Here is a 22890-nt window from a genome sequence, read left to right on the forward strand (position 1 = left end):
GGATCGCGCCCCGCCGGTCTGACCGTGGCGGTGCGGCGGCACGGACGATCGCGGGGCGGGCGGAGGTGTGACGTGCGGATCGCGGTGTTCGTGACCTGCCTGGCGGACACGATGTTCCCCGAGGCGGCGAAGGCGACGGTGCGGTTGCTGGAGCGGCTCGGGCATGAGGTCGTCTTCCCCGAGGGGCAGACCTGCTGCGGGCAGATGCACGTCAACACCGGCTACCAGGGGCAGGCGTTGCCGTTGGTGCGCCGGTACGCGCGGGTGTTCGATCCGTACGACGTGATCGTGGCGCCGTCGGGGTCGTGTGTCGGGTCGGTACGCCACCAGCACGGGGTGGTGGCCCGGCGGGCCGGTGACGAGCGGCTGGCCTCGCGTGCCGAGTCGGTGGCCGGGCGCACGTACGAGCTGTCGGAGTTGCTGGTGGACGTGCTCGGGGTGACCGACGTGGGTGCCTTCTATCCGCACCGGGTGACCTACCACCCGACGTGTCACTCGCTGCGGGTGCTGCGGGTGGGGGACCGGCCACTGCGGTTGCTGCGCGAGGTGCGGGGTCTGGACCTGGTCGAGTTGCCGGCGGCCGAGCAGTGCTGCGGGTTCGGCGGGACGTTCGCGGTGAAGAACGCGGACACGTCGACGGCCATGCTGGCGGACAAGATGCGGCACGTGCTCGCCACCGGCGCGGACGTCTGCACGGCGGGGGACGCGTCGTGCCTGATGCACATCGGCGGTGGGTTGTCCCGGCTGCGGACCGGGGTGCGCACCGTGCACCTGGCGGAGATCCTGGCCTCGACCGAGCCGGGCGGCGATACTCCTGACCAACGCGGCGAACTGGTGGTGAGGTCGTGAGCCGGACCTTTCTCGGCATGCCGGCGACGGCACCGCAGGGTGTGGGGCAGTTGCGGGGTGCGGAACCCTTCCCGGACGGCGCGCGGAGGGCCCTGGCCGACCCGCAACTGCGCCGCAACCTCCGACACGCCACGGCGACGATCCGCGCGAAGTCCGCTGCGGTGATCGCCGAGGTGCCGGACTGGGAACAGTTGCGGGCGGCCGGTTCGGCGATCAAGGCCGACGTGTTGGCGCGGCTGCCGGAGTTGCTGGAGCAGGTGGAGGCACGGGTCACGGCGGCCGGGGGAGTGGTGCACTGGGCCGCCGACGCGACCGAGGCGAACAGCATCGTCACCGAGCTGGTCGCGGCCACCGGCAGCGACCGGGTGATCAAGGTCAAGTCGATGGCGACCCAGGAGATCGGCCTCAACGAGGCCCTGGAGTCCGCCGGGATCACCCCGGTGGAGACCGACCTGGCCGAGCTGATCGTGCAACTCGGCGACGACCGACCCAGCCACATCCTGGTGCCGGCGATCCACCGCAACCGGGCCGAGATCCGGGAGATCTTCCTGCGTGCCATGCCCGGGGTGGACCCGGCCCTGACCGACGAACCGGTGGTCCTGGCGGCGGCGGCCCGACGCTACCTGCGGCAGACGTTCCTCACCACGCCGGTGGCGGTGTCCGGGGCGAACTTCGCGGTGGCCGAGACCGGGACTCTGGCCGTGGTCGAGTCCGAGGGCAACGGGCGGATGTGTCTGACCCTGCCGGAGACGCTGATCACCGTGATGGGTGTGGAGAAGGTGGTGCCGACCTGGCGCGACCTGGAGGTGTTCCTGCAACTGTTGCCCCGGGCCTCGACCGGCGAGCGGATGAACCCCTACACCTCGATGTGGACGGGCGTGACCCCGGGCGACGGCCCGCAGGCGTTCCACCTGGTGCTGCTCGACAACGGGCGCAGCGCCGTCCTCGCCGACGAGGTGGGCCGGCAGGCGTTGCACTGCATCCGCTGCTCGGCCTGCCTGAACGTCTGCCCGGTGTACGAACGCACCGGCGGGCACGCCTACGGCTCGGTGTACCCGGGTCCGATCGGGGCGGTGCTCTCCCCGCAACTGACCGGGATCGCCGACAACGCCTCCCTGCCGTACGCGTCGTCGCTCTGCGGCGCCTGCTACGACGCCTGTCCTGTGAAGATCAACATCCCGGATCTGCTGGTGCACCTCCGCGACCAGGCACCCCACCCGCGCGCCGAGGCGACGGCGATGGCCGCCGCCGCGTACACCATGGACCATCCCGCCCTGTACGCGGCCGCCCAGCGCGCCGCCCGGTCGGGCCGGCTGCTCGGTCGGCGCGGGCGGGGCCTGCCGCCGCCCCTGGACGGCTGGACCGCCAGCCGTGACCTGCCCGAGCCGCCCGCCGAGTCCTTCCGCGAATGGTGGTCGAAGCGGTGAGCGGCCGGGACGTCGTCCTCGGTCGGCTGCGCGCCGCGATCGGCGAGAGCGGAGCCGGCATCCCGGTGCCGCGCGACTACCGGCGGGAGGGTGCAGTCGACCTGGACCTGCTGGTGGACCGGCTGACCGACTACCGGGCCCGGGTGCACCGCGTGCCCGAGACGACGGTCGCCGAGACGATCGCCGACCTCCTGCCGGCCTCCGCGACGGTGGTCGTCCCACCGGGGCTGCCGTCGGCCTGGCTGCCCGCGACGGTGACCGTGCTGCCCGACGACGGGCTCGACAACGCCCGGATCGCCGCCGCGGACGGTGTCGTCACCGCCGCTGCCGTCGCCGTCGCCGAGACCGGCACCGTCGTCCTCGACGGCTCACCCGACCAGGGACGACGTGTCCTCAGCCTCCTGCCGGACCTGCACATCTGCGTCGTCCGCGCCGCCCAGGTGGTCGCCGGGGTGCCGGCGGCGCTCGCCCGCCTCACCCCGCACCGCCCACTGACCTGGATCAGCGGACCCTCGGCCACCAGCGACATCGAACTCCACCGGGTCGAGGGCGTGCACGGCCCCCGGACGCTGCACGTCATCCTGCTGCCCTGAGGCGTGGCCCGGCCGCTGTCGCGGCGGGTCACAGCGGTGGCGCGGCCGGTACGGGGTTGCGGCGTCCGCCGAGTGCGACATCGAACAGGACGATCGCCAACAGGACCAGGTTGGCGCAGACCACCGCCAGCAGCGGGGTGAGTGCCGACGCGACCGGGGCGAGCACGCCGAGGAGCGCGATACCGGCCAGCAACGGCCAGGCCACCCGGCCGAAGACCTCGTACTCGAAGCGGGTCCGACCGAGGAGGAAGACCGCCGGTCCGCCGACGACGACGGCGAGCACTTCCGGCCCGACCGTCCCGGCCGGCTCGGTGATGATCAGCTTCGCGCTGGCGGCGGCGGTCACCACCCCGCCGATCATCAGCAGGTGGGTGTAGGGCGCGGACCGTGCGAACCGGCCGGGTTCCCGGGCCTTCTCGATGGCCTGGGTCAACTGCGCCGCGGCCCGGTGTACGTAGATCCGGAACAGCAGCGTGGCGCTGGCGAAGGCCACCACGATCGCCGCGGTCCGGTCGGCGGTGACCGGGTACGCGCTGTACGTCAGGCCGGCGACCAGGATGATGTCGCCCAGGGCGATGATGAAGAACTGGTGGTACCGCTCGGCCGTGTGTTCGGCGATCGGGTTGAACTGGGCCGTGCCGATCCGTCGTCGACCGGGGAACGGGTAACCGAACGCGAAGGCCAGGTAGTCGACGGCCGCCGCCCCACCCCACCACCACAGGCGTACGTCACTGTCGGCGAAGGCACCGGCGATCCACCCGACCGAGGAGATCCCGAACCACGCCCAGATCCGCACCGCCCGTCGGCGCGGGACCGGCTCGTGCAACGTCAAAAAGAAGAGGAATCCTCGACCGAGGTGGCTGGCCACGTACGCCCCGGCGAAGATGCCCGCGCGGTCGCCGAACGCGGACGGCAGCGCGGCGGCCATCATCAGCGCGCCGAACATGACGCCGACCGTCACCACCTGGATGACCCAGCTGTCCGGGTTGTAGAGGTCGGTGACCAGTGTGGTCAGCACCCACACCCACCAGACGGCGAGCAGCACGACGACGGTCTCGGCGACGCCGCGCCAGGTCAACTCGGTCACCAGGGTCTCGGACAGCAGCGCGAGCGCGACGACGAAGACGAGGTCGAAGAAGAGCTCCAGGAAGGTGGCCCGGCGCGGGGCGGCGGCACTGCGGAGCAGGCTGTTGACAGAGGTCATCGCGGTATCCGGCCGTCGGCCGGCACCGTCACCGCGGATTCCCCTTGCGTCTCCATATGGGCTATATCGTATGAATGTCCCGGCTGTCAGGTGCGCGGTCCGTCGAGTACGCGCCTCCTCCTCGCGCGAACCGTGCCGACTCGCGCCGACCGGGCCCAAAAGGCCGGGCACGGTCAGCGCAGACATCCACCGTCTGCTATATATGGGAACGCTTCCACAGGCGGTCGACGGGCCCGTGTCCCACCGTCCCGCCTGGGCACCCGTGACGCACCGGAGGTCGGACGCCGGGTGCCCGGCGGCGGACCGCCGCAGTGGCGACCATCGGAGGACAGGCATGCGCACACTTCTCGCCGCGTTGACCGCCGCGCTGACGCTCGCCGTCACGGCCGGCAGCGTCCCGTCCGACGCCGCGAACGCCTCGCAACGCGGCTCCTGCACCCGGCACCTGCTGTTCTGCGAGGACTTCGAACGCCTGCCGCGCGGCGGTGCCAGCAGCCTGAACTGGGGCATCGACACCCGCAACGGCACGCTCGCCGTGGAACGCACCCACCGGGGCAACCAGGTGCTGCACGTCCACACCGTCGACAACGGACGCGCCTTCCTGCGCGTCGACGACTTCGCCGCACCGGGCAACCGCTTCTACGGCCGGATGCGGCTGCGCGTGGACGCCTTCCCCACCGCCCCCGACTGGGCGCACTTCACCCTCGTGGAGGCCACCGGCAGCGGCAGCACCGAAGTCGTCCGGCCGGTCGGCGGCCAGTACGCCCCCACCGTCCCCGGCATCTTCTGGGGCGTCGGCGCCGACGGCGGGCCGACCGGCGACTGGACCAACTGGCGGGAGTCGGCCCCCGTGGTCGAGGACACCTGGCAGTGCTTCGAGTGGAAGATCGACCCGACCGACAACCGCGTCACGGTCTGGATCGACGGGGTGGCGAACCCGGAGCTGACCGCCTCCACCACCGAGCACGGCGGCAACGACGTGCCGTTCATCCTGCCGAACGTCAACACCGTGAAGATCGGCTGGCAGCTCTACCAGGGCGGCACCACCCCGGGTGCGTTCGACCTCTGGATCGACGACATCGCCCTGGCCAGCCGCCGCCTCGGCTGCTGACCCACCCTGCCGGCCCCGGGGCTCCACCCGGCCCCGGGATCGGCTACCACTGCAACGTCTGGACCTCCGTGTACTCCAGCACCCCCTCCAGGCCGAACTCCCGGCCGATCCCGGAGCGCCCGAAACCGCCGAACGGCAACCGCACGTTAGGGGTCGCACCGTCGTTGACGCTCACCCGTCCGGCGCGCAGCCGCTCGGCCACCGCGACGGCCGCCACCCGGTCGGCGGACACCACCGCACCGGCCAACCCGTACGGTGAGTCGTTCGCCAGGGCCACCGCCTCCTCGTCGGTGTCGAACGGCATCACCACCGCGACCGGGCCGAAGATCTCCTGCCGGGCGACGGGGTCGTCGTTGCCGACACCGGTCAGGACCACGGGTTCGTGGAAGAAGCCACGGCCGTCGACGCCGACCGGTCCACCGTCGACGACCGCCCGGGCGCCCCGGGCCCGCGCCGCGCGGACCGCTGCGGACACCCGGTCCCGGTGCGCGGCACTGATCAACGGGCCCAGGGTCGTCCGCTCGTCGGCGGGGTCACCCGGTACGGCGGCGGAGAGCCGCTCCGCGAGCGCCGCCACGTAGTCGGCGACCACGGCGCGGTGCACCAGGTGACGGGTGAGCAACGCGCAGCCCTGACCGGCGAGCGTGGTCGTGTTCACGGCACCGATCCGGCTCGCCATCGCGAGGTCGGCGTCGGCCCTGACCACGAGCGCCGACTTGCCGCCGAGTTCCAGCACCACCCGGGTGACGTTGCGGGCGGCCTGGGCCATCACCTGCGCCCCCACCGTGTCCGAGCCGGTGAACGTCACCAGACCGACGCGGGGATCACCGCTCAGCGCCGCGCCGACGTCGGCGCCACCGGTCACCACGTTCAGCACACCGGGCGGTATCCCGGCCTCGTCGGCGGCCTCGGCCAGGGCGAGGATCTCCAACGGCGTGTACGGCGACGGCTTCACCACCACCGTGTTGCCCATCGCCAGGGCTGCCGCGACCTTCGGCAGGGTCAGCAGCAACGGCGCGTTGTACGGGGTGAGCGCCGCGACCACCCCGACCGGCACCCGGCGCACCAGACTCGCCGTCGTCCGGGGTGGGCTACCGGCCGCACGGGGCGGCGGGGGCAGCATCCGGTCGTGTTCCCCGGTCGCGACCTCGATCGCGTACCCGAGGTGCGCCAGCGCGGCGGCCACGAACGCCGCCGACTGGCCCCGCGGCGCACCCGACTCGGCGACCGACAGTGCCACGTGGTGGTCGATCCGGTCGCTCAGCCTCCGCCGCAGTCGGCGCAGGGCGGCGGCACGGTCGGCCGCCAGCAGTCCGGACCAGCGACCGTCGTGGAACGCCCGGTGTGCGGCGGCCACCGCGTCGGCCGCGTCGGACACCGTGCCGACGGCCGTGGTGCCGATCACCGCCTCGGTCGCCGGGTTCACCACGTCCGCCGTGTCACCGTCGGAGGCCGCGCGCCAGCGGCCGTCGACGTACAGTCCCTGTCCCATCAGGCGACCATAGGACCGGCCGGAGACCGTCGGCGGTCGCGCGGTGATGGGTAGTGCCTATCGAGCGATACGCGGTTCGTCTTTGTGTACCTCTGCCCGGCCGGGTGGGATGGGGAGAGGGAGCCCTGCGGCCTGAGGAGCAGTCTTGCGTGATGCGGTGATCGTCGACGCCGTTCGTACCCCGATCGGCAGGCGCAACGGAGCCCTCGCCGACTGGCACCCGGTGGATCTCGCCGCCGAGGTGCTCACCACACTCGTCACGCGGACCGGGGTCGACCCGGCCGAGATCGACGACGTCATGTTCGGGTGCGTCAACCAGCTCGGTGACCAGTCCACCAACGTCGGCCGGATGTCCGCGCTCGCCGCCGGTTGGCCCGAGACGGTGCCGGGCGTCACGATCGACCGGGCCTGCGGGTCCAGCCAGCAGGCCCTGCACTTCGCGGTCGCGAGCGTGCTGTCCGGCATGGCCGACACGGTCGTCGCCGGCGGCGTGGAGATGATGTCGCGGGTACCGCTGGGCGCGGCCCGCGCGACCGGCATGCCCTACGGCCCCAAGGTCCGCGCCCGTTACGCCCGCGACTCCTTCAGCCAGGGGGAGGGCGCGGAGATGATCGCCGAGCGGTACGGACTGTCCCGCACCGCTCTCGACGAGTTCTCGGTACGGTCGCACACGCTCGCCGCGCAGGCGACCGACGCGGGCGCCTTCGCCGGCCAACTCGTCACGTTGCCGGACACCAGGCTGACCGCCGACGAGGGTATCCGCCGGACCTCCACGGTGGAGACCCTGGCCGGTCTCACACCCGCGTTCCGCCCCGACGGCGTCATCCACGCGGGCAACTCGTCCCAGATCTCCGACGGCGCCGCCGCCCTTCTCGTGACGACCGGTGACCGGGCCCGCGCGCTCGGCCTGACACCGATGGCCCGCTTCCACAGCGGTACGGTCGTCGGCGACGACCCGGTCGTCATGCTGAGCGCGCCCTGGCCGGCGACGCAGAAGGTGCTCGCCCGAGCGGGCCTCGGCATCGACGACATCGGCGCGTTCGAGGTCAACGAGGCGTTCGCGCCGGTACCGCTCGGCTGGCTCGCCGAGACCGGCGCGAAACCGGAGCGGCTCAACCCGCTCGGTGGTGCGATCGCGGTCGGCCACCCGCTCGGCGCGTCCGGGGCGATCCTGATGACCCGGCTGCTGCACCACATGCGCGACCAGGGCATCCGGTACGGCCTGCAGGCGATGTGCGAGGCGGGCGGCCTGGCCAACGCCACGATCGTCGAGCTGGCCGAGTGACCTTGCTGGCCGGTCGGCGGGTGCTCGTCACCGGTGGTTCCCGGGGGATCGGCCGGTCGATCGTCGAGGCTGCGACAGCGGCGGGGGCCCGCTGCGCGGTGCTCTGCCGGGATCCCGCCGGTGCCGCCGCAGCGGTCACCGCGTGCACCGACGCCGGCCTGCCGGCACCGTCGGTGCACGCGGCGGACATCACCGACCCGGTCGGGTGCGGGCGCGCGGTGGCCGACGCGGCAGACGCGCTCGGTGGCCTCGACGTGGTGGTGAACAACGCCGCCCGGGTCTCCGGTGGAGTGCCCGACGGGCTGTTCTCGACGACGGACGCGTTGCTGCGGACCGACTTCGAGGAGAAGGTCGTCGGCTACCTGCGCGTCGTCCGTGCCGCCGTGGCACACCTGCGGGCCGGTGGCTCCGGCCGGGTGGTCAACATCGGCGGCGAGGCGGCACGGATCGCCCGGCACAACGTGAGCTCCGGGGTACGCAACGCCGCTCTCGTCCACCTGACCCACTCGATGGCCCGTGAACTGGGCCCGGACGGGATCACCGCGAACGTCGTCCAGCCCGGTGTGGTGCTCACCGGTGAGGTCCGGGCGATGCTGCTGGCCGCCGCTCCGTCCGGCACGGACCCGCAGGACCACCTGCGACGTCTGGCCGCCCGCCAGTCGCTGCGTCGCTTCGTCGAGCCCGCCGAGGTCGCCGCGGTGGTGGTGTTCCTCGCGTCCACGGCGTCCTCGGGGCTGACCGGGCAGGTGCTCACGGTCTCCGGCGGGACGTCAGCGGCGGTGCACTACTGAGATCCGCTTGGCGGCGAGGACCAGACCGCCGTGCGTGGCCCGGGTGACGAGGTCCTGGTATCGACCCCAGGTCTGCACGATCTGGCCGTCGGCGTCCTTCGACACCGCGTGGAACAGTGACCGGACCGCCACCGGATCGCCGTCGCCGAGCACCTCCACGTTGGACACCAGGTGCAGGCCCGGTGACGCGGCGGCCGTCCAGTACCGGGCGAACAGCCCGACGAACTCCTCCGCCCCCGTCCGCCGCACCCCGTCGGCGCCGACGACCTCCACGTCGTCGGTGACGACCGCGCGCAGCAGGTCGGGGTCGCGGTCGTCGATCCCTCGGCAGTACGCCGCCTGCAACGCCGACACCTCCAGCAGCAGCGTCTGCGCGGCGGGAGTCACCGGACCACCCTGCGCGGGGCCGGAGCGGGGGCCGGGCGCCCGCCCGAGTCGACGAACGTGCGCCGTGACGCGAGCGCGGGGTGCTCGGGTGCCTCACCCGGCGTGAGCACCGGGGTCACGCAGGCGTCCACGTCGTCGAAGACCTCCGCCCACTCGGCCCGGGTCCGGGACGCGAAGATCCGGGCCAGTTCCCGCCGCTGGTCTGGCCAGCGGCTGCGGTCGTGCTGCGGCCAGCCGGCCGGGTCGATCCCGAGGACGGTGAGGAACGCCGCGTGGAACGCCGCCTCGATCGCGCCGACGGCCATGAACCCGCCGTCCGCCGTGCGGTACGTGCGGTAGAACGGTGCGCCACCGTCGAAGATGTTGGACTCCCGTTCGTCCGACCACAGTCCGGCCGCCCGCATGTCGTGCAGCAGCGTGGTCAGCGACGCCACCGCGTCGGTCATCGCGACGTCCAGCACCGCACCCCGTCCGGTACGGGTCCGCTCCAGCAACGCCGCGAGCACCCCCATCACGAGGTACGTGCCACCCGCGCCGAAATCGGCGAGCAGGTTCAACGGCGGCAGCGGCGGCCGGTCGGCCGGACCGGTCGGGTGCAGCGCCCCGGCCACGGCGAGATAGTTGATGTCGTGCCCGGCCCGCTGCGCCCAGGCCCCCTCGTGGCCCCAGCCGGTCATGTGGACGTAGACGAGCGCCGGACACGCGGCACACAGCGTGGCCGGACCGAGCCCGAGCCGCTCCGCGACGCCGGGACGGTACGGGTCGACGAACACGTCGGCGGTGGCCACCAGGCGGCGTACCGTCTCCCGACCCTCGTCGGTCTTCAGGTCCACGGTGACCGCCCGTACCCCCGACGACCGGGAGTCGTGGTGCGCCGGCAGCCCGGAGACGCCGACGCCGCCACCCGGGCGGTCCACCCGGATCACCTCCGCGCCCAGGTCCCGCAGGAGCATCCCGGCGAACGGCGCCGGGCCCGCACCGGCGAGCAGCACGACGCGAACCCCGGCGAGCGGCCCCCGACTCACGGCAGGCGCAGCGCGAGCAGTGGCACGAACTGCGCCGCGCTGTCCAGGTCGGTGTCGTCGGGGCCACCGGCGACCGTCCGGCGGGGCATCGTCACCTTGATGGCGTTGGCGGCCGGGTAGTCGATGACCTGGACGGTCGCGGGGTCGACGTGCAGCAGGTCGGCGACCGTCCCGGCGGTGACGGCCCCGGAGTCGCGCCACGTCAGGTACGCCTCCTCGGTGCGGAACACCATGTCCACCGAGACGAGGAACGCCCCGGCGTTGCGGGTGCGGAACGTGCTGCAGTCCGATCGGATGTCGCTCATGCGTTGACCGTCACCTTCTCCACGGCGGCCGAATCGGTGATCTCCAGGGTGAACGGTTCCATCGGGTGTTCCAGTGCCGCGCCGTGCCAGACGCTCCAGGTGAACACCGGCCCGACGTCGACGACCGACGGGGCGTAGGCGAGCGCGCCGTTGGCCGAGTTGGCGACGCCGGGCACCCGTACGCCGTGCATGAAGAACGGCATCGCCCCCGAGACGATCTCGTGCGCGATCTCCTGGTCGGCGGCGACCGCCTCGGCGACCAACCCGATCTCGTAGCAGCCGGCGTACCCGGTGGCCGCGTTCGGCTCGGCGGCGCCGAGGACGGCGTCGTATCCGTAACGGCGGAACCCGAACGTGTACGCCGACTCGTCCAGGCCGTACCGGTCCCGGGCGGTGCGGTGCACGAGGTCGGTGATCGCGGCGGTGTAGTCGGCGACGTTGGCCACCACGGCGGGGTCGCGGACCCCGAACAGGCACATGCTGCGGTAGCCGAGCTGCTCGACGCCCTCCAGCCGCACGCTGTACGGCTCGGGGGTGAACGTCGCCCCGACCACACGGACGCTCTGGTCGTCGAGCTGGAGGTACCGGGCCGCCGACGTGTCCAGCGTCCCCGGCGGCTCCCGCAACAGGTACGGCGTCGCGTTCTCGTACAGCATCTGCGCGGCCACCGACCGGACGGTGCAGCGGGACCGGCCGCCGACCGGGCGAACCGTGAAGCCCTCGTCGTCGACCTCGCCGACGATGCACTCGCCGGCACCGATCGGCTCCTCGATGGCGTACCCGCACTCGACGGTCTTGCCCATGTGCCAGGCCGGGCCGGGCGCGATGCCGCGCAGCAGCGGGACGGCCGCATAGATCGCCGCGTCCGAGGAGCGGCCGGCCAGCACGATCTGCGCACCGGCGTCGAGCGCCTCGGCGTAGGGCTCGGGGCCCATCATCGCCACGATCCGCGTCGCCCGCTCGACGTCGGCCTCGGTCAGCTCGGGGCGGCCGTCGAGTCCCCACGTCTGTCCACTCCGGACCTTGCCGAGCACCCAGTCCTTCGGCTGCTCGGTGCGGATCGTGGCGATCCGGGCGGTCCGGCCGTGGGCGGCGAGGATGTCCGTCACGATCCCACGGAACCAGGTGAGCCCGGCGTCGCTGCCGGTGAATCCGGCCGACCCGATGAGCAGTGGCACCCCGATGTCGAGCGCGCCGATCACCATGCGCTCCAGGTCCCGGCGGGTCTGCCGGTAACCGGCCCAGCTCGCCGCGGCGCCCAGGTAGTACGGACCCCAGTCGGTGCTGCCCGCGTCGCAGGCGATGAAGTCGGGCTTCGTCTGTAGCGCGGCGCGGAACGACTTCGTGGAGAAGCCACCGCCCATCACGGCGGCGGGCGCGACGAACCGCACCCGGGCGCGACGAACCGCACCCGGGACCGGTCGTCAGTACTCATCGTTCACCTCTCGTCGACCAGTGCGAACAGTGCGCGCCGGTGCTGGTCCGGCGTTCCGGCGAGCACCGCGGCGGCGTGCGCCCGGCGCAGTAGGACGTGGGCGGGGTACTCCCAGGTGAAGCCGATCCCGCCGTGCAGTTGGATGGCCTCGGTGGTGACCGTCACGGCGGCCTCGGACGCCTTGACCGCGAGCGTGTGCGCGCTGCGCTCGTCCCCGCCGCACCGCGTGACGTACGCGGCGGCCGACCGCGCCACCTCGACCGTGACGGTGAGGTCGGCCAGCGTGTGCGCCAACGCCTGGAACGCGCCGATCGGCCGCCCGAACTGGTGGCGGGTCCTGGCGTGGTCGACGGTCAGCTCCAACGCGTGCCCGGCCACGCCCACGCACTCGGCGCCCAGCGCGATGCAGGTCGCGATCTCGGCCCGCCGGATCGCCCCGGCGGCGGCGGCACCGTCGGCGAGGACGGTGGCGGGGGTCTCGTCGAACCCCGCCCGCCAGGCCGGTCGGCTCAGGTCCAGCGACGGCAGGGCGGTCAGCGTCGCGCCGGGTGCGTCCGGCGCGACGAGGGCGAGCACCGGCGACCCCGCCACGTCGACCGGCACCAGCATCGGGCAGGGCGGCGGGACGGCCAGCACCGGCCCGACCGTGCCGGTCAGGGTAAGCGCGCCGTCCGCCGCCGTCGACGCGGCCACCCGACGGCCCGAGGCGAACGGCACGTGCACCAGCGTGGGCAGCGGGGACCCGGCGGCGATGCCCTCCAGCAGCTCACCCGAGCGGGCCGTGTCCACCGCCGACAGTGCCGTCGCCGCCGCGACCGCACCCGGCACGAACGGGCCGCCGACGACCGCGCGGCCCAACTCCGCCGCGACGGCGACCAGTTCGGCCGCGCCGAAGCCCAGCCCACCCCGCGACTCCGGGACGAGCAACCCGGCCAGACCCAGCTCGCCGCTGAGCCGCGACCACACGTGCCCGCCGTCCTCCACCGGCACGACGGGGTGGGCGTACGCGCCGAGGAAGTCCCGCAGCGCGGAGCCCAGCTCCGCGGCCACCTCCTCCGCAGCGGTCACGACACGGTTCCCGGCGTCGGATCGGCGGTCGGCTCCTCGATCCCGCACACCTTGCGGGCCAGGTGCTTCGCGTGCGTCATGTCGTAGTGCTTCTCGACGATGAGGCGTTGCGCGTGCAACCCTCCGCCGCCCTGGAGGATGGTCACGCTCTGCCAGCCGCCGAACGTGTCGGCGGTGAAGTCGCGGATGCCGTGGAAGAGCCGCATCCGGTGCTCGGCGTCGACGCCCTCCATCGTGCGCATGTACTTCGCGACGAACTCGCCCGTCTCCGGGTGACGCAGGTCGTCGAGCATCGGCGCGGTGAGGATGCTGCCGCCGGCCACGTCGTGCAGGTTGCGCACCATCTCGGCGTAGTTCAACGCGGCGAAGTACTTCGCCGCGTTGGTCATCAGCTCGTCCGGGGACGCCCAACCCTCCGCGGTGAACTGGGCGTTGTTGACGGCGGCCTCCAGCCCGGCCCGCACCATCGTCGCGTAGTTGATCAGCTCGGCGATCTTCTGGCGGATGTGCGGGATGCGCTGCAACCCGTTGGCCTCGGCGATGAGCTGGGCCATACCGACGAGCGTGTCGGCCATCTCGACGTAGTGCGCGACACTGCCGATGCGTTCCCACAGCCCGAGCGAGTGGGCGAACGTGGCGGAGTGCTCCACCTCGCCGTCGAGGAACACCCGCTCGTTGGGCACGTAGACGTCGTCGAAGATGACGAACCCCTCGGCCATGTTGCGCCGACCGCTGTAGGGGAAGTAGTCGGTCGGCAGGTCCGGACGCGGCGCGTACGTGGTGGCGACGATCTTCACGCCGGGCGAGTTGACCGGCACCGCGCAGGCGATCGACCAGTCCTCCTCACCCGGCTTCATCCGCTTGGTCGGCATCACGATGAGGTCGTGGTCGATCGGGGCACCGGTGATGTGCAGCTTCGCCCCCCGGATGACCACCCCGCCGGAGTCCCGGCTGACCACCCGGACGTACAGGTCCGGGTCGTCCTGCTTCATCGGCGACAGGGCCCGGTTGCCCTTGGCGTCGGTGATCGTCTGCACGCAGCGCAGGTCGACCTTCTTGGCGTGCTCGAAGTAGTCCATCACCCGGTCGGCGTACTCCGGCAACTGCGACCGGATCCGGCTGGCGGCGGTCATCAGCATCAGCAGGCTCACCGACGTGGTGCGGGTGGGATTGGCCCACTTGAGCTGCTCCACCTCCTGGTAACGCAGATCCTCCACGCTGCGCGGGATGAAGAACAGCGGCCCGTACGCGTCGTCGCCGGGCCGGTAGAACTCGTCGTAGTTCGCGGCGGTCATCGCGATGCTCTGCCGCAGCAGCGGCTCCTCGGTGACGTCCTCGATCCGCCGGCCCGCGAGGTAGACCTGACGGCCGTCACGGAGGCTCTGCCGGTACTGTTCCCCGGTCATCATGGCGCTGCGGGTCCTTTCGTTCGAGGGTGCCGGTCACGGGGCAGGCCGAGCACCCGCTCGGCGACGATGCCGCGCTGGATCTGGTCGGTGCCGCCGGCGATGCGTTGCGCGGGTGAGCTGAGCAGGAAGTCCGACCAGGCGGAGCCGCCCGAGCTGCCGTCGTCGGCGACCAGGTCGGGTCCGAGCAGCCGCGCGGCGGCGCGGCCGTAGAAGCCGAGGTCGTCGACGAGGGCGAGTTTGCCCACCGACGGCGAGAGCCCCGCGGTGGCGACCCGGTCCGCCGTGACCCCGGCGAGCTGCTCGCGGATCCACGCCTCGGCCAGCAGCTCCCGGTCGGCCTCGCCGAGTGGGTTCCGGTCGCCGACCAGGGCACGCAGCCGCCGGAACGGCTGGCTCAGGTACGTCTTGTCCCGGCTGCCCATCGCCGCGCGCTCGCTGGTCAGCGTGGACATCGCGACGGCCCAACCGTCGTCGACGGCACCGAGCCGGGCACTGTCGGGGATCCGGACGTCGTCGAAGAAGACCTCGTTGAAGTGGCTGTCGCCGTTGATCTGACGGATCGGCCGGACGGTGATGCCGGGACGGTCCATCTCCACCAGGAAGGCGGTGATGGACCGGTGACGGTCGGCGGGCGCCCCGGTGCGGGCGAGCAACTCGCCGACGTCGGAGAGATGTGCCCACGAGGACCACACCTTCTGGCCGTTGAGCACCCAGTCGTCACCGTCGCGTACCGCCGTGCAGCGAAGCGCGGCGAGGTCGGAACCGGCTTCCGGCTCCGAGAAGAGCTGGCAGGCGAGGGCGTCCCCCCGCCACAGGGCCCGGACCCAGCGGTCCCGCTGCGGCGCGGTGCCGTGGGCCAGGATCGTCGGCGCGACGATGCGCCGGCTGACCGTGAAGTACGCCTGGTCGGGCAGCGCGTACCCGCACAGGACGTCACGCAGCGCGGCGGCGACGTCCGGGTCCAGGCCCCGGCCGCCGTGCTCGACGGGTCCGTCGAACCAGGCGAGGCCGGCGTCGAAGAGCCGTCGCTGGAACGCCGAGGAGACGGCCAGCCCGCTGTCACCGCCGCCGGGCTCGTCCACCACGGCCTCCGGGTCGTGACGGACCAGCCCTTCGGCGGCGGCGAACGCGTGGATCTCGGTGACCAGCGCGTCGAATGTCGGGTCCGGCATGGTCACCGCCCCGCCCAGACCGGCGCGCGCCGCTCGGCGAACGCGCGCGCGCCCTCGGCCGCGTCCGCCGAGGCGAACACCGGGTCGAACCACTCGTCCTGCCGGGCGAACGCCTCGTCGTCGGACCAGTCCGGGCTGCGCCGCAGCACCTGCAGACTGGCGGCGACCGCGAGCGGTGCGTTCGCGGCGATGGTCTGCGCCAACCGGAGTGCCCCGTCGAGCGCCCCACCGGCCGGCGTGAGCTGGTTGACCAGCCCGCACCCGGCGGCGCGCGGGGCGTCGATCGGTGCGCCGGTGAGGACGAGCTCCATCGCGAGGGCGTAGGGCAGTCGGCGGGGGAGCCGGAACGTGCCGCCGCCCCGGGCGGCCAACCCGCGAGTGACCTCCGGCAGCCCGAACCGGGCGTCCTCGGCGGCCACGACCAGGTCACAGGCGAGCACCATCTCGAAGCCGCCCCCCAGCGCCCAACCCTCGACGGCGGCGACGATCGGCACCTGCGGCGGAGACTGCACGAACCCGGCGAACCCCCGGCCGGGCACACTCGGCCGGCCCTGGACCGGGAAGTCACGCAGGTCCATCCCGGCGCTGAACGTGCCACCGGCGCCGGTGAGCACGACGGCCCGGACGCTCGCGTCGGAGTCGAGCGAGATGAACGTCTCGGCCAGCGCCTCCGCCGTGACCCGGTTGATCGCGTTGCGTCGGTGCGGCCGGCTCACCGTCACGACCGCGACGTGACCGTGGCGGTGCAGGAGGACGGCGGGCGCGTCGGCTGGTGCGTGCGGAGCGCCGGCCATCAGCGTGGCGCCATCCGGATCGCCCCGTCGAGGCGGACGGTCTCACCGTTGAGGTAGCCGTTGGAGAGCATGTGCACCGCGAGTGCCGCGTACTCGTCGGGCGCGCCGAGTCGCTTCGGGCTCGGGACGCTCGCGGCCAGCCCGGCGCGCAGGTCGTCGCGCAGCCGCCCCAGCATCGGGGTGTCGAACACCCCGGGCGCGATCGTGTTGACCCGGATCTGCCGGCTCGCCAGGTCCCGCGCGGTGACCAACGTGATCCCGTGCACCCCGGCCTTCGCGGCGGTGTAGGACGCCTGGCCGATCTGACCTTCGAACGCGGCGACCGACGCGGTGAGCACACACGCGCCGCGTTCCCCGTCGACCGGCTCGGCCTCCGCGATCGCCGCGGCGACCAGACGCAGCACGTTGTACGTGCCGACGAGGTTGACCCGGACCACCTCGGCGAAGCCCTCGATCGGTGCGGGTCGACCCTCCTTGTCCAGGATGCGCAGGCGGTCGCTGCCCCGGCCGGCGCAGTGCACCAACCCCCGTACCGGCCCGCGCTCCCGCGCGACGTCCACGGCTGCGGACATCTCCTCGGTGCTGGTGATGTCGGCGGCGACGAACGTCGCGGCCGGGCCGAGCGCCTTCGCCTCGGCGGTGCCGGCCTCGGTCGCGGTGGGCAGGTCGACCATCACCACGGTCGCGCCTCCGGCGACGAGTCGGCGTGTGGTGGCCAGGCCGAGCCCGGAGGCCCCACCGGTCACCACGACGGTGGCCTTGTCCAGATTCACGTTCAGTTCTCCTGCCGCCATTGCACCACTGACGCCATTGACGATTACGGTAAAACGCGGCCACGTCCAATACACCTCTGCGCCGAACAGATAGGGGATGCCTATCGGACGGTTCGGCGCCTTCGTCTTGACACGGATTGTGTGCCGACTAACGTCGTCCGTGGCAGTGGCGCGGGCATATTCGGAAGCACATTCTGCGGGAGTGAGCCGGTGAGATCCTTGGCCTCGGTCGGACCGGGTGACTGGCCCACCATGAGTGCGCACGCCTACCCGGACGCACCGGCGTTGCGGACCCCCGACGGGGTCGCGCTGACGTTCGCCGGACTGGAGGCCCGCGCGTCGCGGCTGGCGAGCGCGTTACGGGCGGCCGGCATCGCACCGGGCGAACGGATAGCGATCCTGGGCACCGACAGCGTCGGCTACGCGGTGACGCTCTTCGCCTCGCTCAAGCTGGGCACGATCGGCGCGCCGCTGAACTACCGGCTCGCCGCTGCCGAGCTCTCCGCGTTGACGGCGCTGGCCGACCCGGCCGTGCTGGTGCTGGAGTCGCGCTACGCACACCTGCTCGACGACCTGCGGGCTGCGGCACCGGGGCTGCGCCTGGTGTTGACCCTGGACGGACCGTCGGCCGGGATCGCCTCGATCGAGGAGTTCGGCGACGCGCACGACCCGCCCGGCCCGGCCAGCCTGCCGGCCGCGACCAGCGACGACGACGTGTTGCTGTGGATGTTGACCAGCGGGACCACCGGCACCCCTCGGGTGGTCGCGCAGACCCAGCGGATGCTCAAGGCGAACACCGCCAAGGGCGTGCTCGAACAGGGATTCCAGCCGGGGGAGTGCCTGTACGCGGGCACCCCGCTGTTCCACGTCTCCGGGATGGGCTGGCTCTACTACGCGATCTCCCGGGGCGCGGCGCTCATGCTGCTCCCGCAGTTCGACTCGGCGGCGGTGCTGGGCTGTCTGCGCAGCGGCGTGGTGACCCGGTGCCTGCTGGTGCCGAGCATGGTCGTCGCACTGCTCGACCATCCGGACGCGGGTGCGGCCCCCGCCCTGCGCAGCATCGCCTACGGCGGCTCCGCGATGCCTCCCGAGCTCGTCCGTCGGCTGCACGAGACGTTCGGCTGCGACCTGTACAACACCTTCGGCGCCGGCACCGAGGGGGGTGGGCAGACGATCCTGCGTCCGGCCGACCACCGTGCCGCGTTCGCCGGGCAGCCGCACCTGCTCGGCTCGATCGGCCGTCCGATGTTCGGCGTCGACCTGCGGTTGTGCGACGCGGACGGCAACGAGGTCGGCGTCGGCACGGTCGGCGAGATCCGCACGCGCAGCGACACGGTGATGAGCGGCTACGTCGGGAACCCCGAGCTCACCGCCACCAAGGTGGTCGACGGCTGGATCCGCAGCGGAGACATGGCCTGGCGGGACGACGAGGGTTACCTCTATCTCGCCGGCCGCGTCGACGACATGATCCTGCGCGGCGGCGAGAACATCTTCCCGGCCGAGATCGAGAACGTGCTGGTGGACCACCCGACGGTCGCCGAGGCGGCGGTGGTCGGCCTGCCGGACCAGCGGTGGGGGCAGATCGTCGTGGCGGCTGTCGTCGCCGCGCCCGGTGCCGTGCCCGACCCCGACGAGCTGCGGGCCCACTGCCGGTCCCGGCTGGCCGGCTACAAGACACCGGCGCGGGTCGTGGTCGTCGCCGCGCTGCCGAAGAACGCGTCCGGAAAGACGGTCCGTGCCGCACTCGCCGCCGACCTGGCGGTGACCACGTGAGCGCCCCGGAGCACGGCGTCCCGCCGGCCCGACCGGCCGACCCGGGGGCCGCGTCCGGCGACACCGATGCGCAGGCGGTGCGGGTGACCCGCGACGGACCGGTGCTGACCGTCACGATCGACCGTCCGGCACGACGCAACGCGATGACCTATGCGGCCTGGGACGAGCTGGGCGCGGCCCTGAGCGAGGCGGCGGCCGGCGACGCCCGGGTGGTGGTGGTGACCGGCACCGCCGGGGCGTTCTGCAGCGGTGGCGACCTCGACGGCGGCGACCGGGCGCCGCATCCGCACGCGCAGCTCGCGGCCGTCGCCCGCACCTGTCAGACCCTGGTGTCGCTCCCGCAGCCGACGATCGCACAGGTCGACGGGCTCGCCGCCGGCGCCGGCTTCGGCCTGGCGTTGGCCTGCGACTTCGTGGTGGCCAGCAGGCGGGCACGATTCGGCACCATGTTCCTGGCCCGTGGTCTGTCGCCGGACTTCGCCACATCGTGGCTGTTGCCCCGGCTGGTCGGGCCACGCCTGGCCACCCGGCTGTGCCTGCTGCCGGAGATCGTCGACGCCGACCGCGCCCACGAGTGGGGTCTGCTGGAGGACGTCGTGGAGCCGGACGAACTGCCCGGACGGGTCGAGGCCCTCGCCGCGCGACTGGCGGCGGGCCCACCGATCGCGACCCGGCTCACCAAGCAACTGCTCCGCGACTCGTTCGCCCGTGGCGTCGAGGAGTCCCTCGCCGCGGAGACGATGGCCCAGTCGATCAACCGGCTCTCGGCGGACGCGCAGGAGGGGATCGCGGCGTTCCGCGAACGCCGTCCCGCCCGGTTCGAGGGGCGATGACGGACAAGTCCGGTGCTGCGGAGTGGACGGCGGGCCGTTCCGTCGCCACGATGTCCGACGTGACGGTGAAAGCCTCCGCGGTGAAGGTAGCCGCGTCGCGCGTGGTCGCAGCTCCGGCTCAGCCACGCACCCCGGCCCAGCACGACCGGCGTAGTCGCGTCCTGGCCAGCGCCTCGGCGATGCTGGCCACGGGTGGCGAGGACGCGTTGCAGATGAAGCGGGTCGCCGAGGACGCGCGGGTGTCGCTGGCGACGGTGTACCGCTACTTCCCGTCCAAGGACCATCTTCTCCTGGCGATGGCCCGGGCCCGGTTCGAGCGGGCGCTGGTCCGGGTCCAGCAGGCCGACATCGACCTGGCCGGCTCGACCGCGGGCGAGCGGGTCAGCGCGTACCTGTTGCGGGAGTTCGCCGCGCAGCAGCGTCAACCGCACGTCACCTCGGCGTTGGCGCGGGTGCTGATCGGCACGAACCCGGACTACCGCGAGACCCACGACGAGGTCCAGCAGATGCACCTACGGCTGCTCTCGGTGATCGCGCACGGCCACGACAGCACCCCCGGGTACGAGGCGTGGATGGTGCTGCGGGTGGTGGCCGGTTGCTTCGGCTCGGCCACCCGCAACTGGATCGCCGGTCTGCTCTCGGCGGACGAGGCGCGGTTCGAGATCGCGCTGGCGTGCCGGTTACTGGACCTGCCGCCGGAGTCGGTCGGCAGCAGAACCGGTTCTGTCTCTCCGTGACGTTGATCGCTGCGGCTGTCTCTGACCAGGCACTATCGGCGATATCGCGCGTTAACGCAACCGTTGAAAACCAGACTTGATTCTGGAACACTCGCCGGCTAGAACCCCCGGCGATGATGCGTGAGGTGCGGGATGACCAGCATCGAGGTTCGTCAGCTCGAGTACTTCCTGGCCGTTCACGACTACGGCGGGGTGACCCGCGCGGCCAAGGCCCTGCACCTGTCCCAGCCGTCGCTGTCCCAGGCGATCCGCAGCCTGGAACGGCAACTGCGCACCGACCTGTTCCTCCGCGTCGGCCGTGGCCTGGTGCTCTCCCCGGCCGGGCAGGCCCTGGTCGGCCCCGCCCGCCAGGTCGTCCGCTCGGTGGAGCGGGCGCAGGTCGCCGTGCAGCGGGTCCGTGAACTGCACGCGGGGCAGATCTCCGTCGCCGCCGGGGCGGGACTCGTCGCCGACCCCCTCGCCCCCTGGCTCGGCCGCTTCCGTCGCAAGTATCCCGACACCGTGGTGCGGGTCGAGGAGAGCGAGAGTGACGACGGCGTCGCCGAACTCGTCCGCTCCGGCGACTGCGAGCTGGGCCTGACCGCCGGCCTGATCGTCTGCGACGAACTGGAGCAGTTGCTGGTCAGCGAGCAACACGTCGTGCTGGTCTCGCCGCCCGGCACGCCCTGCGCGGGTGGGCCGGTGCCGCTGGAACAACTCGCCGGCGTGCCGATGGTCGTCGGTGACCGCCGAGGTCAGGCCTGGACGGACGTGGAACGGGCGATGGCGGCGCGGGGGGTCGCCGCCACGGTCGTCGTGGAGGTCGCCCGCACCTCCTCCACGATCCCGCTCGTGCTGGCCGGGGTCGGCTCGACGTTCCTGACCCTGCGCCTGGCGATCGAGGCTCGGGCACGTGGCGCGGTGGTCCAGGAGATCACGCCCGCGCAGGTCCGCCGGCTGCGGCTGCTCCGCCGTCCGGGGGACCGGTCGGTCGGCGTCAACGCCCTCACCGGCGTGATCCACACCGACGCGAAACGATGGGTCACCGCGCTACAGGAGCAACAGGACCTCGGCCTCGGTCTGGTCGCCGCCGGTGCCGCCGTCGACGCGCGGATCCGCGACGCCCGCGCGGCCGCGGCGAGTCGCCAGGTCCGCCTCGCAAGCTGACGCATGCGCGTCGCCGAATGCGACCGATACTTCCCCGCTATGGGTGCAGTCGAACTAGGTATGCGGTAGACCGAATCGTACGTTGACCACCGCTCCCCAGGCCGTGACGATGATTTCGAGCACATTTCCTGTGACCCTCACGCATCTGCATTCGCAGGATTTATTCCAGGCTTTGGAGGAATTCGGTGGCTTCGACGATGAAAAGGCGCAGGGCGCTGGCGATGGTGGCCGCGCTCGCTCTCCTACCTCTTACCGCGTGTGGCGACGACGATTCCGGCACCACGGGTGCCGACGGCGAGATGACGCTCCGCCTCGGATTCGCCGGAGCGGTGTTGTCGCCCGGTGCCGCCATGTACACCTCGCTGCCCGACCTGCTCGGCTTCTGGGGCGAGGACAAGCTCACGGTCGAGATCACCCGGATCGAGGGCACCGCCGTGGCGCTGTCGGCGATGGTCGGTGACCAGATCGACGTCGCGGTCGTCTCCGGCGAGGCGGTCGTCCCGCCGATCTCGGAGGGACAGCCCTTCGTGATCCCGTACTCGCTGAGCCAGCGCGGCATCGTCGTCACCGCCGTGCCCGCGAACAGCGCGATCAACGGTCTCGGCGACCTGGGCGGCAAGACCGTCGGCGTGCCGAACCTCGCCAGCGGTGCGGTCACCTTCACCAAGGCCGGTGCGGCCGAGGCCGGCGTCGACCCGAACAGCATCACGTTCGTCGCGATCGGCACCGGTGCACAGGCCGCCAACGCCATCAGGAGCGGTCAGGTCGACGCGGTCAGCGACACCGACACCTCGGTCGTCGGCTTCCAGCAGGCCGGGACCGAGCTGAAGCTGCTCGACAGCGCGATCAACGACAAGCTCGTCATCGGCGTCGTCGCGGCGACCACCACGTCCAACATGAGCGGAAAGAAGGACGCGCTGGAGGCGTGGGCCAGGGGCGTCGCCAAGGCCACCGAGTGGATGCAGGCCAACCCCGAGGAAGCGGTCAAGCTGCACTACCGCAAGTTCCCGGAGACCAAGCCCGCCGGTGACGACGCGGCGGTGATCGCCTCCGGCGTGGCCCAGGTGACGGCCCGACTACAGGCCATCAAGGCGGCGGACAACGGCGAGTACGGCTCGATCCGCCCCGACCAACTGGAGTACATCGTCGGCTACCTCACCGAGAACGGGCAGCTCACCAAGCCGGTCGAGGTCGGCGCGATCTACGACGGGTCCCTGATCGCCGGCGTCAACACCTTCGACAAGGCGGCCGTACGTGCCGTGACAGCACCCAGCTGATGGA

22 protein-coding genes are annotated in these 22890 nt (G+C 72.4%); 11 read left to right on the plus strand and 11 right to left on the minus strand.

Annotated features, from left to right (window positions below; genetic code table 11):
• Nucleotides 1-72 precede the first annotated feature (72 nt).
• From ACFYTT_RS02195 to ACFYTT_RS02205, 3 genes are read left to right on the plus strand one after another with little or no spacing between them, the layout of a single operon-like run.
• Nucleotides 73-849 (plus strand): (Fe-S)-binding protein, encoded by a 777-nt coding sequence (locus ACFYTT_RS02195; RefSeq protein WP_387257227.1) that lies wholly within the window; start codon nt 73-75, stop codon nt 847-849.
• A 17-nt stretch (nt 850-866) separates the two neighbouring features.
• Nucleotides 867-2276 (plus strand): lactate utilization protein B, encoded by a 1410-nt coding sequence (locus ACFYTT_RS02200; RefSeq protein WP_387257955.1) that lies wholly within the window; start codon nt 867-869, stop codon nt 2274-2276.
• Nucleotides 2258-2869 (plus strand): LUD domain-containing protein, encoded by a 612-nt coding sequence (locus ACFYTT_RS02205; RefSeq protein WP_131052292.1) that lies wholly within the window; start codon nt 2258-2260, stop codon nt 2867-2869. Before ACFYTT_RS02200 ends, ACFYTT_RS02205 begins: the two co-directional genes overlap by 19 nt.
• Nucleotides 2870-2897: 28 nt before the next feature.
• Here the strand turns inward: ACFYTT_RS02205 and ACFYTT_RS02210 are convergent, their stop codons facing one another.
• Entirely contained in the window at nt 2898-4073 is a 1176-nt protein-coding gene (locus ACFYTT_RS02210) for a low temperature requirement protein A (RefSeq protein ID WP_387257232.1), read from the minus strand.
• A gap of 334 nt (nt 4074-4407) precedes the next feature.
• On the opposite strand from ACFYTT_RS02210, the gene ACFYTT_RS02215 reads away from it, so the two are divergent.
• Nucleotides 4408-5184, plus strand: a complete 777-nt coding sequence (locus tag ACFYTT_RS02215) for a hypothetical protein (RefSeq protein ID WP_387257234.1) — start codon at nt 4408-4410, stop codon at nt 5182-5184.
• A gap of 43 nt (nt 5185-5227) precedes the next feature.
• Here ACFYTT_RS02215 and ACFYTT_RS02220 read toward each other — a convergent pair whose 3' ends face one another.
• Nucleotides 5228-6676 (minus strand): aldehyde dehydrogenase family protein, encoded by a 1449-nt coding sequence (locus ACFYTT_RS02220; RefSeq protein ID WP_387257236.1) that lies wholly within the window; start codon nt 6674-6676, stop codon nt 5228-5230.
• A gap of 145 nt (nt 6677-6821) precedes the next feature.
• Between ACFYTT_RS02220 and ACFYTT_RS02225 the strand changes: the two genes are divergently transcribed.
• Together ACFYTT_RS02225 and ACFYTT_RS02230 are read left to right on the plus strand one after the other, a co-directional pair.
• Nucleotides 6822-7961: a thiolase family protein gene (locus tag ACFYTT_RS02225; RefSeq protein ID WP_387257238.1), complete on the plus strand. Its 1140-nt coding sequence runs from the start codon at nt 6822-6824 to the stop codon at nt 7959-7961.
• A complete protein-coding gene (locus ACFYTT_RS02230) occupies nt 7958-8752 on the plus strand; it encodes an SDR family NAD(P)-dependent oxidoreductase (protein ID WP_387257241.1) in 795 nt (264 codons plus the stop codon). Before ACFYTT_RS02225 ends, ACFYTT_RS02230 begins: the two co-directional genes overlap by 4 nt.
• Here ACFYTT_RS02230 and ACFYTT_RS02235 read toward each other — a convergent pair.
• The 9 genes from ACFYTT_RS02235 to ACFYTT_RS02275 are packed head-to-tail and all read right to left on the minus strand — an operon-like array spanning nt 8732 to nt 17120.
• A complete protein-coding gene (locus ACFYTT_RS02235) occupies nt 8732-9139 on the minus strand; it encodes a YybH family protein (RefSeq protein WP_387257243.1) in 408 nt (135 codons plus the stop codon). The genes ACFYTT_RS02230 and ACFYTT_RS02235 overlap by 21 nt on opposite strands.
• Nucleotides 9136-10164, minus strand: a complete 1029-nt coding sequence (locus tag ACFYTT_RS02240) for a CaiB/BaiF CoA-transferase family protein (RefSeq protein ID WP_131055208.1) — start codon at nt 10162-10164, stop codon at nt 9136-9138. Before ACFYTT_RS02240 ends, ACFYTT_RS02235 begins: the two co-directional genes overlap by 4 nt.
• Complete coding sequence (locus tag ACFYTT_RS02245; RefSeq protein ID WP_131055210.1) at nt 10161-10469, minus strand: DUF4387 family protein; 309 nt, start codon at nt 10467-10469, stop codon at nt 10161-10163. Before ACFYTT_RS02245 ends, ACFYTT_RS02240 begins: the two co-directional genes overlap by 4 nt.
• A complete protein-coding gene (locus tag ACFYTT_RS02250) occupies nt 10466-11860 on the minus strand; it encodes an acyclic terpene utilization AtuA family protein (protein ID WP_387257245.1) in 1395 nt (464 codons plus the stop codon). Before ACFYTT_RS02250 ends, ACFYTT_RS02245 begins: the two co-directional genes overlap by 4 nt.
• Before the next feature lie 47 nt (nt 11861-11907).
• Nucleotides 11908-12972, minus strand: coding sequence for an acyl-CoA dehydrogenase family protein (locus tag ACFYTT_RS02255; protein WP_176093670.1), 1065 nt, complete (start codon nt 12970-12972; stop codon nt 11908-11910).
• Nucleotides 12969-14381, minus strand: coding sequence for a 4-hydroxyphenylacetate 3-hydroxylase N-terminal domain-containing protein (locus ACFYTT_RS02260; RefSeq protein WP_131056652.1), 1413 nt, complete (start codon nt 14379-14381; stop codon nt 12969-12971). Before ACFYTT_RS02260 ends, ACFYTT_RS02255 begins: the two co-directional genes overlap by 4 nt.
• Nucleotides 14378-15553, minus strand: a complete 1176-nt coding sequence (locus ACFYTT_RS02265; RefSeq protein WP_131056650.1) for an acyl-CoA dehydrogenase family protein — start codon at nt 15551-15553, stop codon at nt 14378-14380. Before ACFYTT_RS02265 ends, ACFYTT_RS02260 begins: the two co-directional genes overlap by 4 nt.
• Before the next feature lie 2 nt (nt 15554-15555).
• The gene (locus tag ACFYTT_RS02270; RefSeq protein ID WP_387257247.1) at nt 15556-16347 is read right to left on the minus strand and encodes a crotonase/enoyl-CoA hydratase family protein; all 792 of its coding nucleotides are present in this window, start codon (nt 16345-16347) and stop codon (nt 15556-15558) included.
• Nucleotides 16347-17120, minus strand: coding sequence for an SDR family NAD(P)-dependent oxidoreductase (locus ACFYTT_RS02275; RefSeq protein WP_131052315.1), 774 nt, complete (start codon nt 17118-17120; stop codon nt 16347-16349). The genes ACFYTT_RS02270 and ACFYTT_RS02275 overlap by 1 nt, the downstream gene beginning before the upstream one ends.
• A 210-nt stretch (nt 17121-17330) precedes the next feature.
• On the opposite strand from ACFYTT_RS02275, the gene ACFYTT_RS02280 reads away from it, so the two are divergent.
• The 5 genes from ACFYTT_RS02280 (at nt 17331) to ACFYTT_RS02300 (ending at nt 22886) form a co-directional block, all read left to right on the plus strand.
• Nucleotides 17331-18893, plus strand: coding sequence for a class I adenylate-forming enzyme family protein (locus tag ACFYTT_RS02280; RefSeq protein ID WP_387257248.1), 1563 nt, complete (start codon nt 17331-17333; stop codon nt 18891-18893).
• Nucleotides 18890-19726, plus strand: a complete 837-nt coding sequence (locus ACFYTT_RS02285) for an enoyl-CoA hydratase/isomerase family protein (RefSeq protein WP_176093674.1) — start codon at nt 18890-18892, stop codon at nt 19724-19726. The genes ACFYTT_RS02280 and ACFYTT_RS02285 overlap by 4 nt, the downstream gene beginning before the upstream one ends.
• A 59-nt stretch (nt 19727-19785) precedes the next feature.
• Entirely contained in the window at nt 19786-20463 is a 678-nt protein-coding gene (locus ACFYTT_RS02290; RefSeq protein ID WP_161594924.1) for a TetR/AcrR family transcriptional regulator, read from the plus strand.
• Nucleotides 20464-20595: 132 nt separating this feature from the next.
• Nucleotides 20596-21609, plus strand: coding sequence for a LysR family transcriptional regulator (locus ACFYTT_RS02295; protein WP_387257250.1), 1014 nt, complete (start codon nt 20596-20598; stop codon nt 21607-21609).
• A gap of 197 nt (nt 21610-21806) precedes the next feature.
• Nucleotides 21807-22886, plus strand: coding sequence for an ABC transporter substrate-binding protein (locus tag ACFYTT_RS02300; RefSeq protein ID WP_131052310.1), 1080 nt, complete (start codon nt 21807-21809; stop codon nt 22884-22886).
• The last annotated feature ends 4 nt before the right edge of the window (nt 22887-22890 follow it).

The sequence above is a fragment of the Micromonospora sp. NPDC003816 genome (assembly GCF_042874705.1).
Classification (GTDB): Bacteria; Actinomycetota; Actinomycetes; order Mycobacteriales; family Micromonosporaceae; genus Micromonospora.

Coding starts and splice junctions, on each gene's coding strand:
- ACFYTT_RS02200 (WP_387257955.1), top strand. CDS start 867: ATGCCGGCGACGGCACCGCAGGGTGTGGGGCAGTTGCGGGGTGCGGAA.
- ACFYTT_RS02205 (WP_131052292.1), top strand. CDS start 2,258: ATGGTGGTCGAAGCGGTGAGCGGCCGGGACGTCGTCCTCGGTCGGCTG.
- ACFYTT_RS02210 (WP_387257232.1), bottom strand. CDS start 4,073: ATGACCTCTGTCAACAGCCTGCTCCGCAGTGCCGCCGCCCCGCGCCGG.
- ACFYTT_RS02215 (WP_387257234.1), top strand. CDS start 4,408: ATGCGCACACTTCTCGCCGCGTTGACCGCCGCGCTGACGCTCGCCGTC.
- ACFYTT_RS02220 (WP_387257236.1), bottom strand. CDS start 6,676: ATGGGACAGGGACTGTACGTCGACGGCCGCTGGCGCGCGGCCTCCGAC.
- ACFYTT_RS02245 (WP_131055210.1), bottom strand. CDS start 10,469: ATGAGCGACATCCGATCGGACTGCAGCACGTTCCGCACCCGCAACGCC.
- ACFYTT_RS02260 (WP_131056652.1), bottom strand. CDS start 14,381: ATGATGACCGGGGAACAGTACCGGCAGAGCCTCCGTGACGGCCGTCAG.
- ACFYTT_RS02265 (WP_131056650.1), bottom strand. CDS start 15,553: ATGCCGGACCCGACATTCGACGCGCTGGTCACCGAGATCCACGCGTTC.
- ACFYTT_RS02270 (WP_387257247.1), bottom strand. CDS start 16,347: ATGGCCGGCGCTCCGCACGCACCAGCCGACGCGCCCGCCGTCCTCCTG.
- ACFYTT_RS02295 (WP_387257250.1), top strand. CDS start 20,596: ATGACCAGCATCGAGGTTCGTCAGCTCGAGTACTTCCTGGCCGTTCAC.
- ACFYTT_RS02300 (WP_131052310.1), top strand. CDS start 21,807: ATGAAAAGGCGCAGGGCGCTGGCGATGGTGGCCGCGCTCGCTCTCCTA.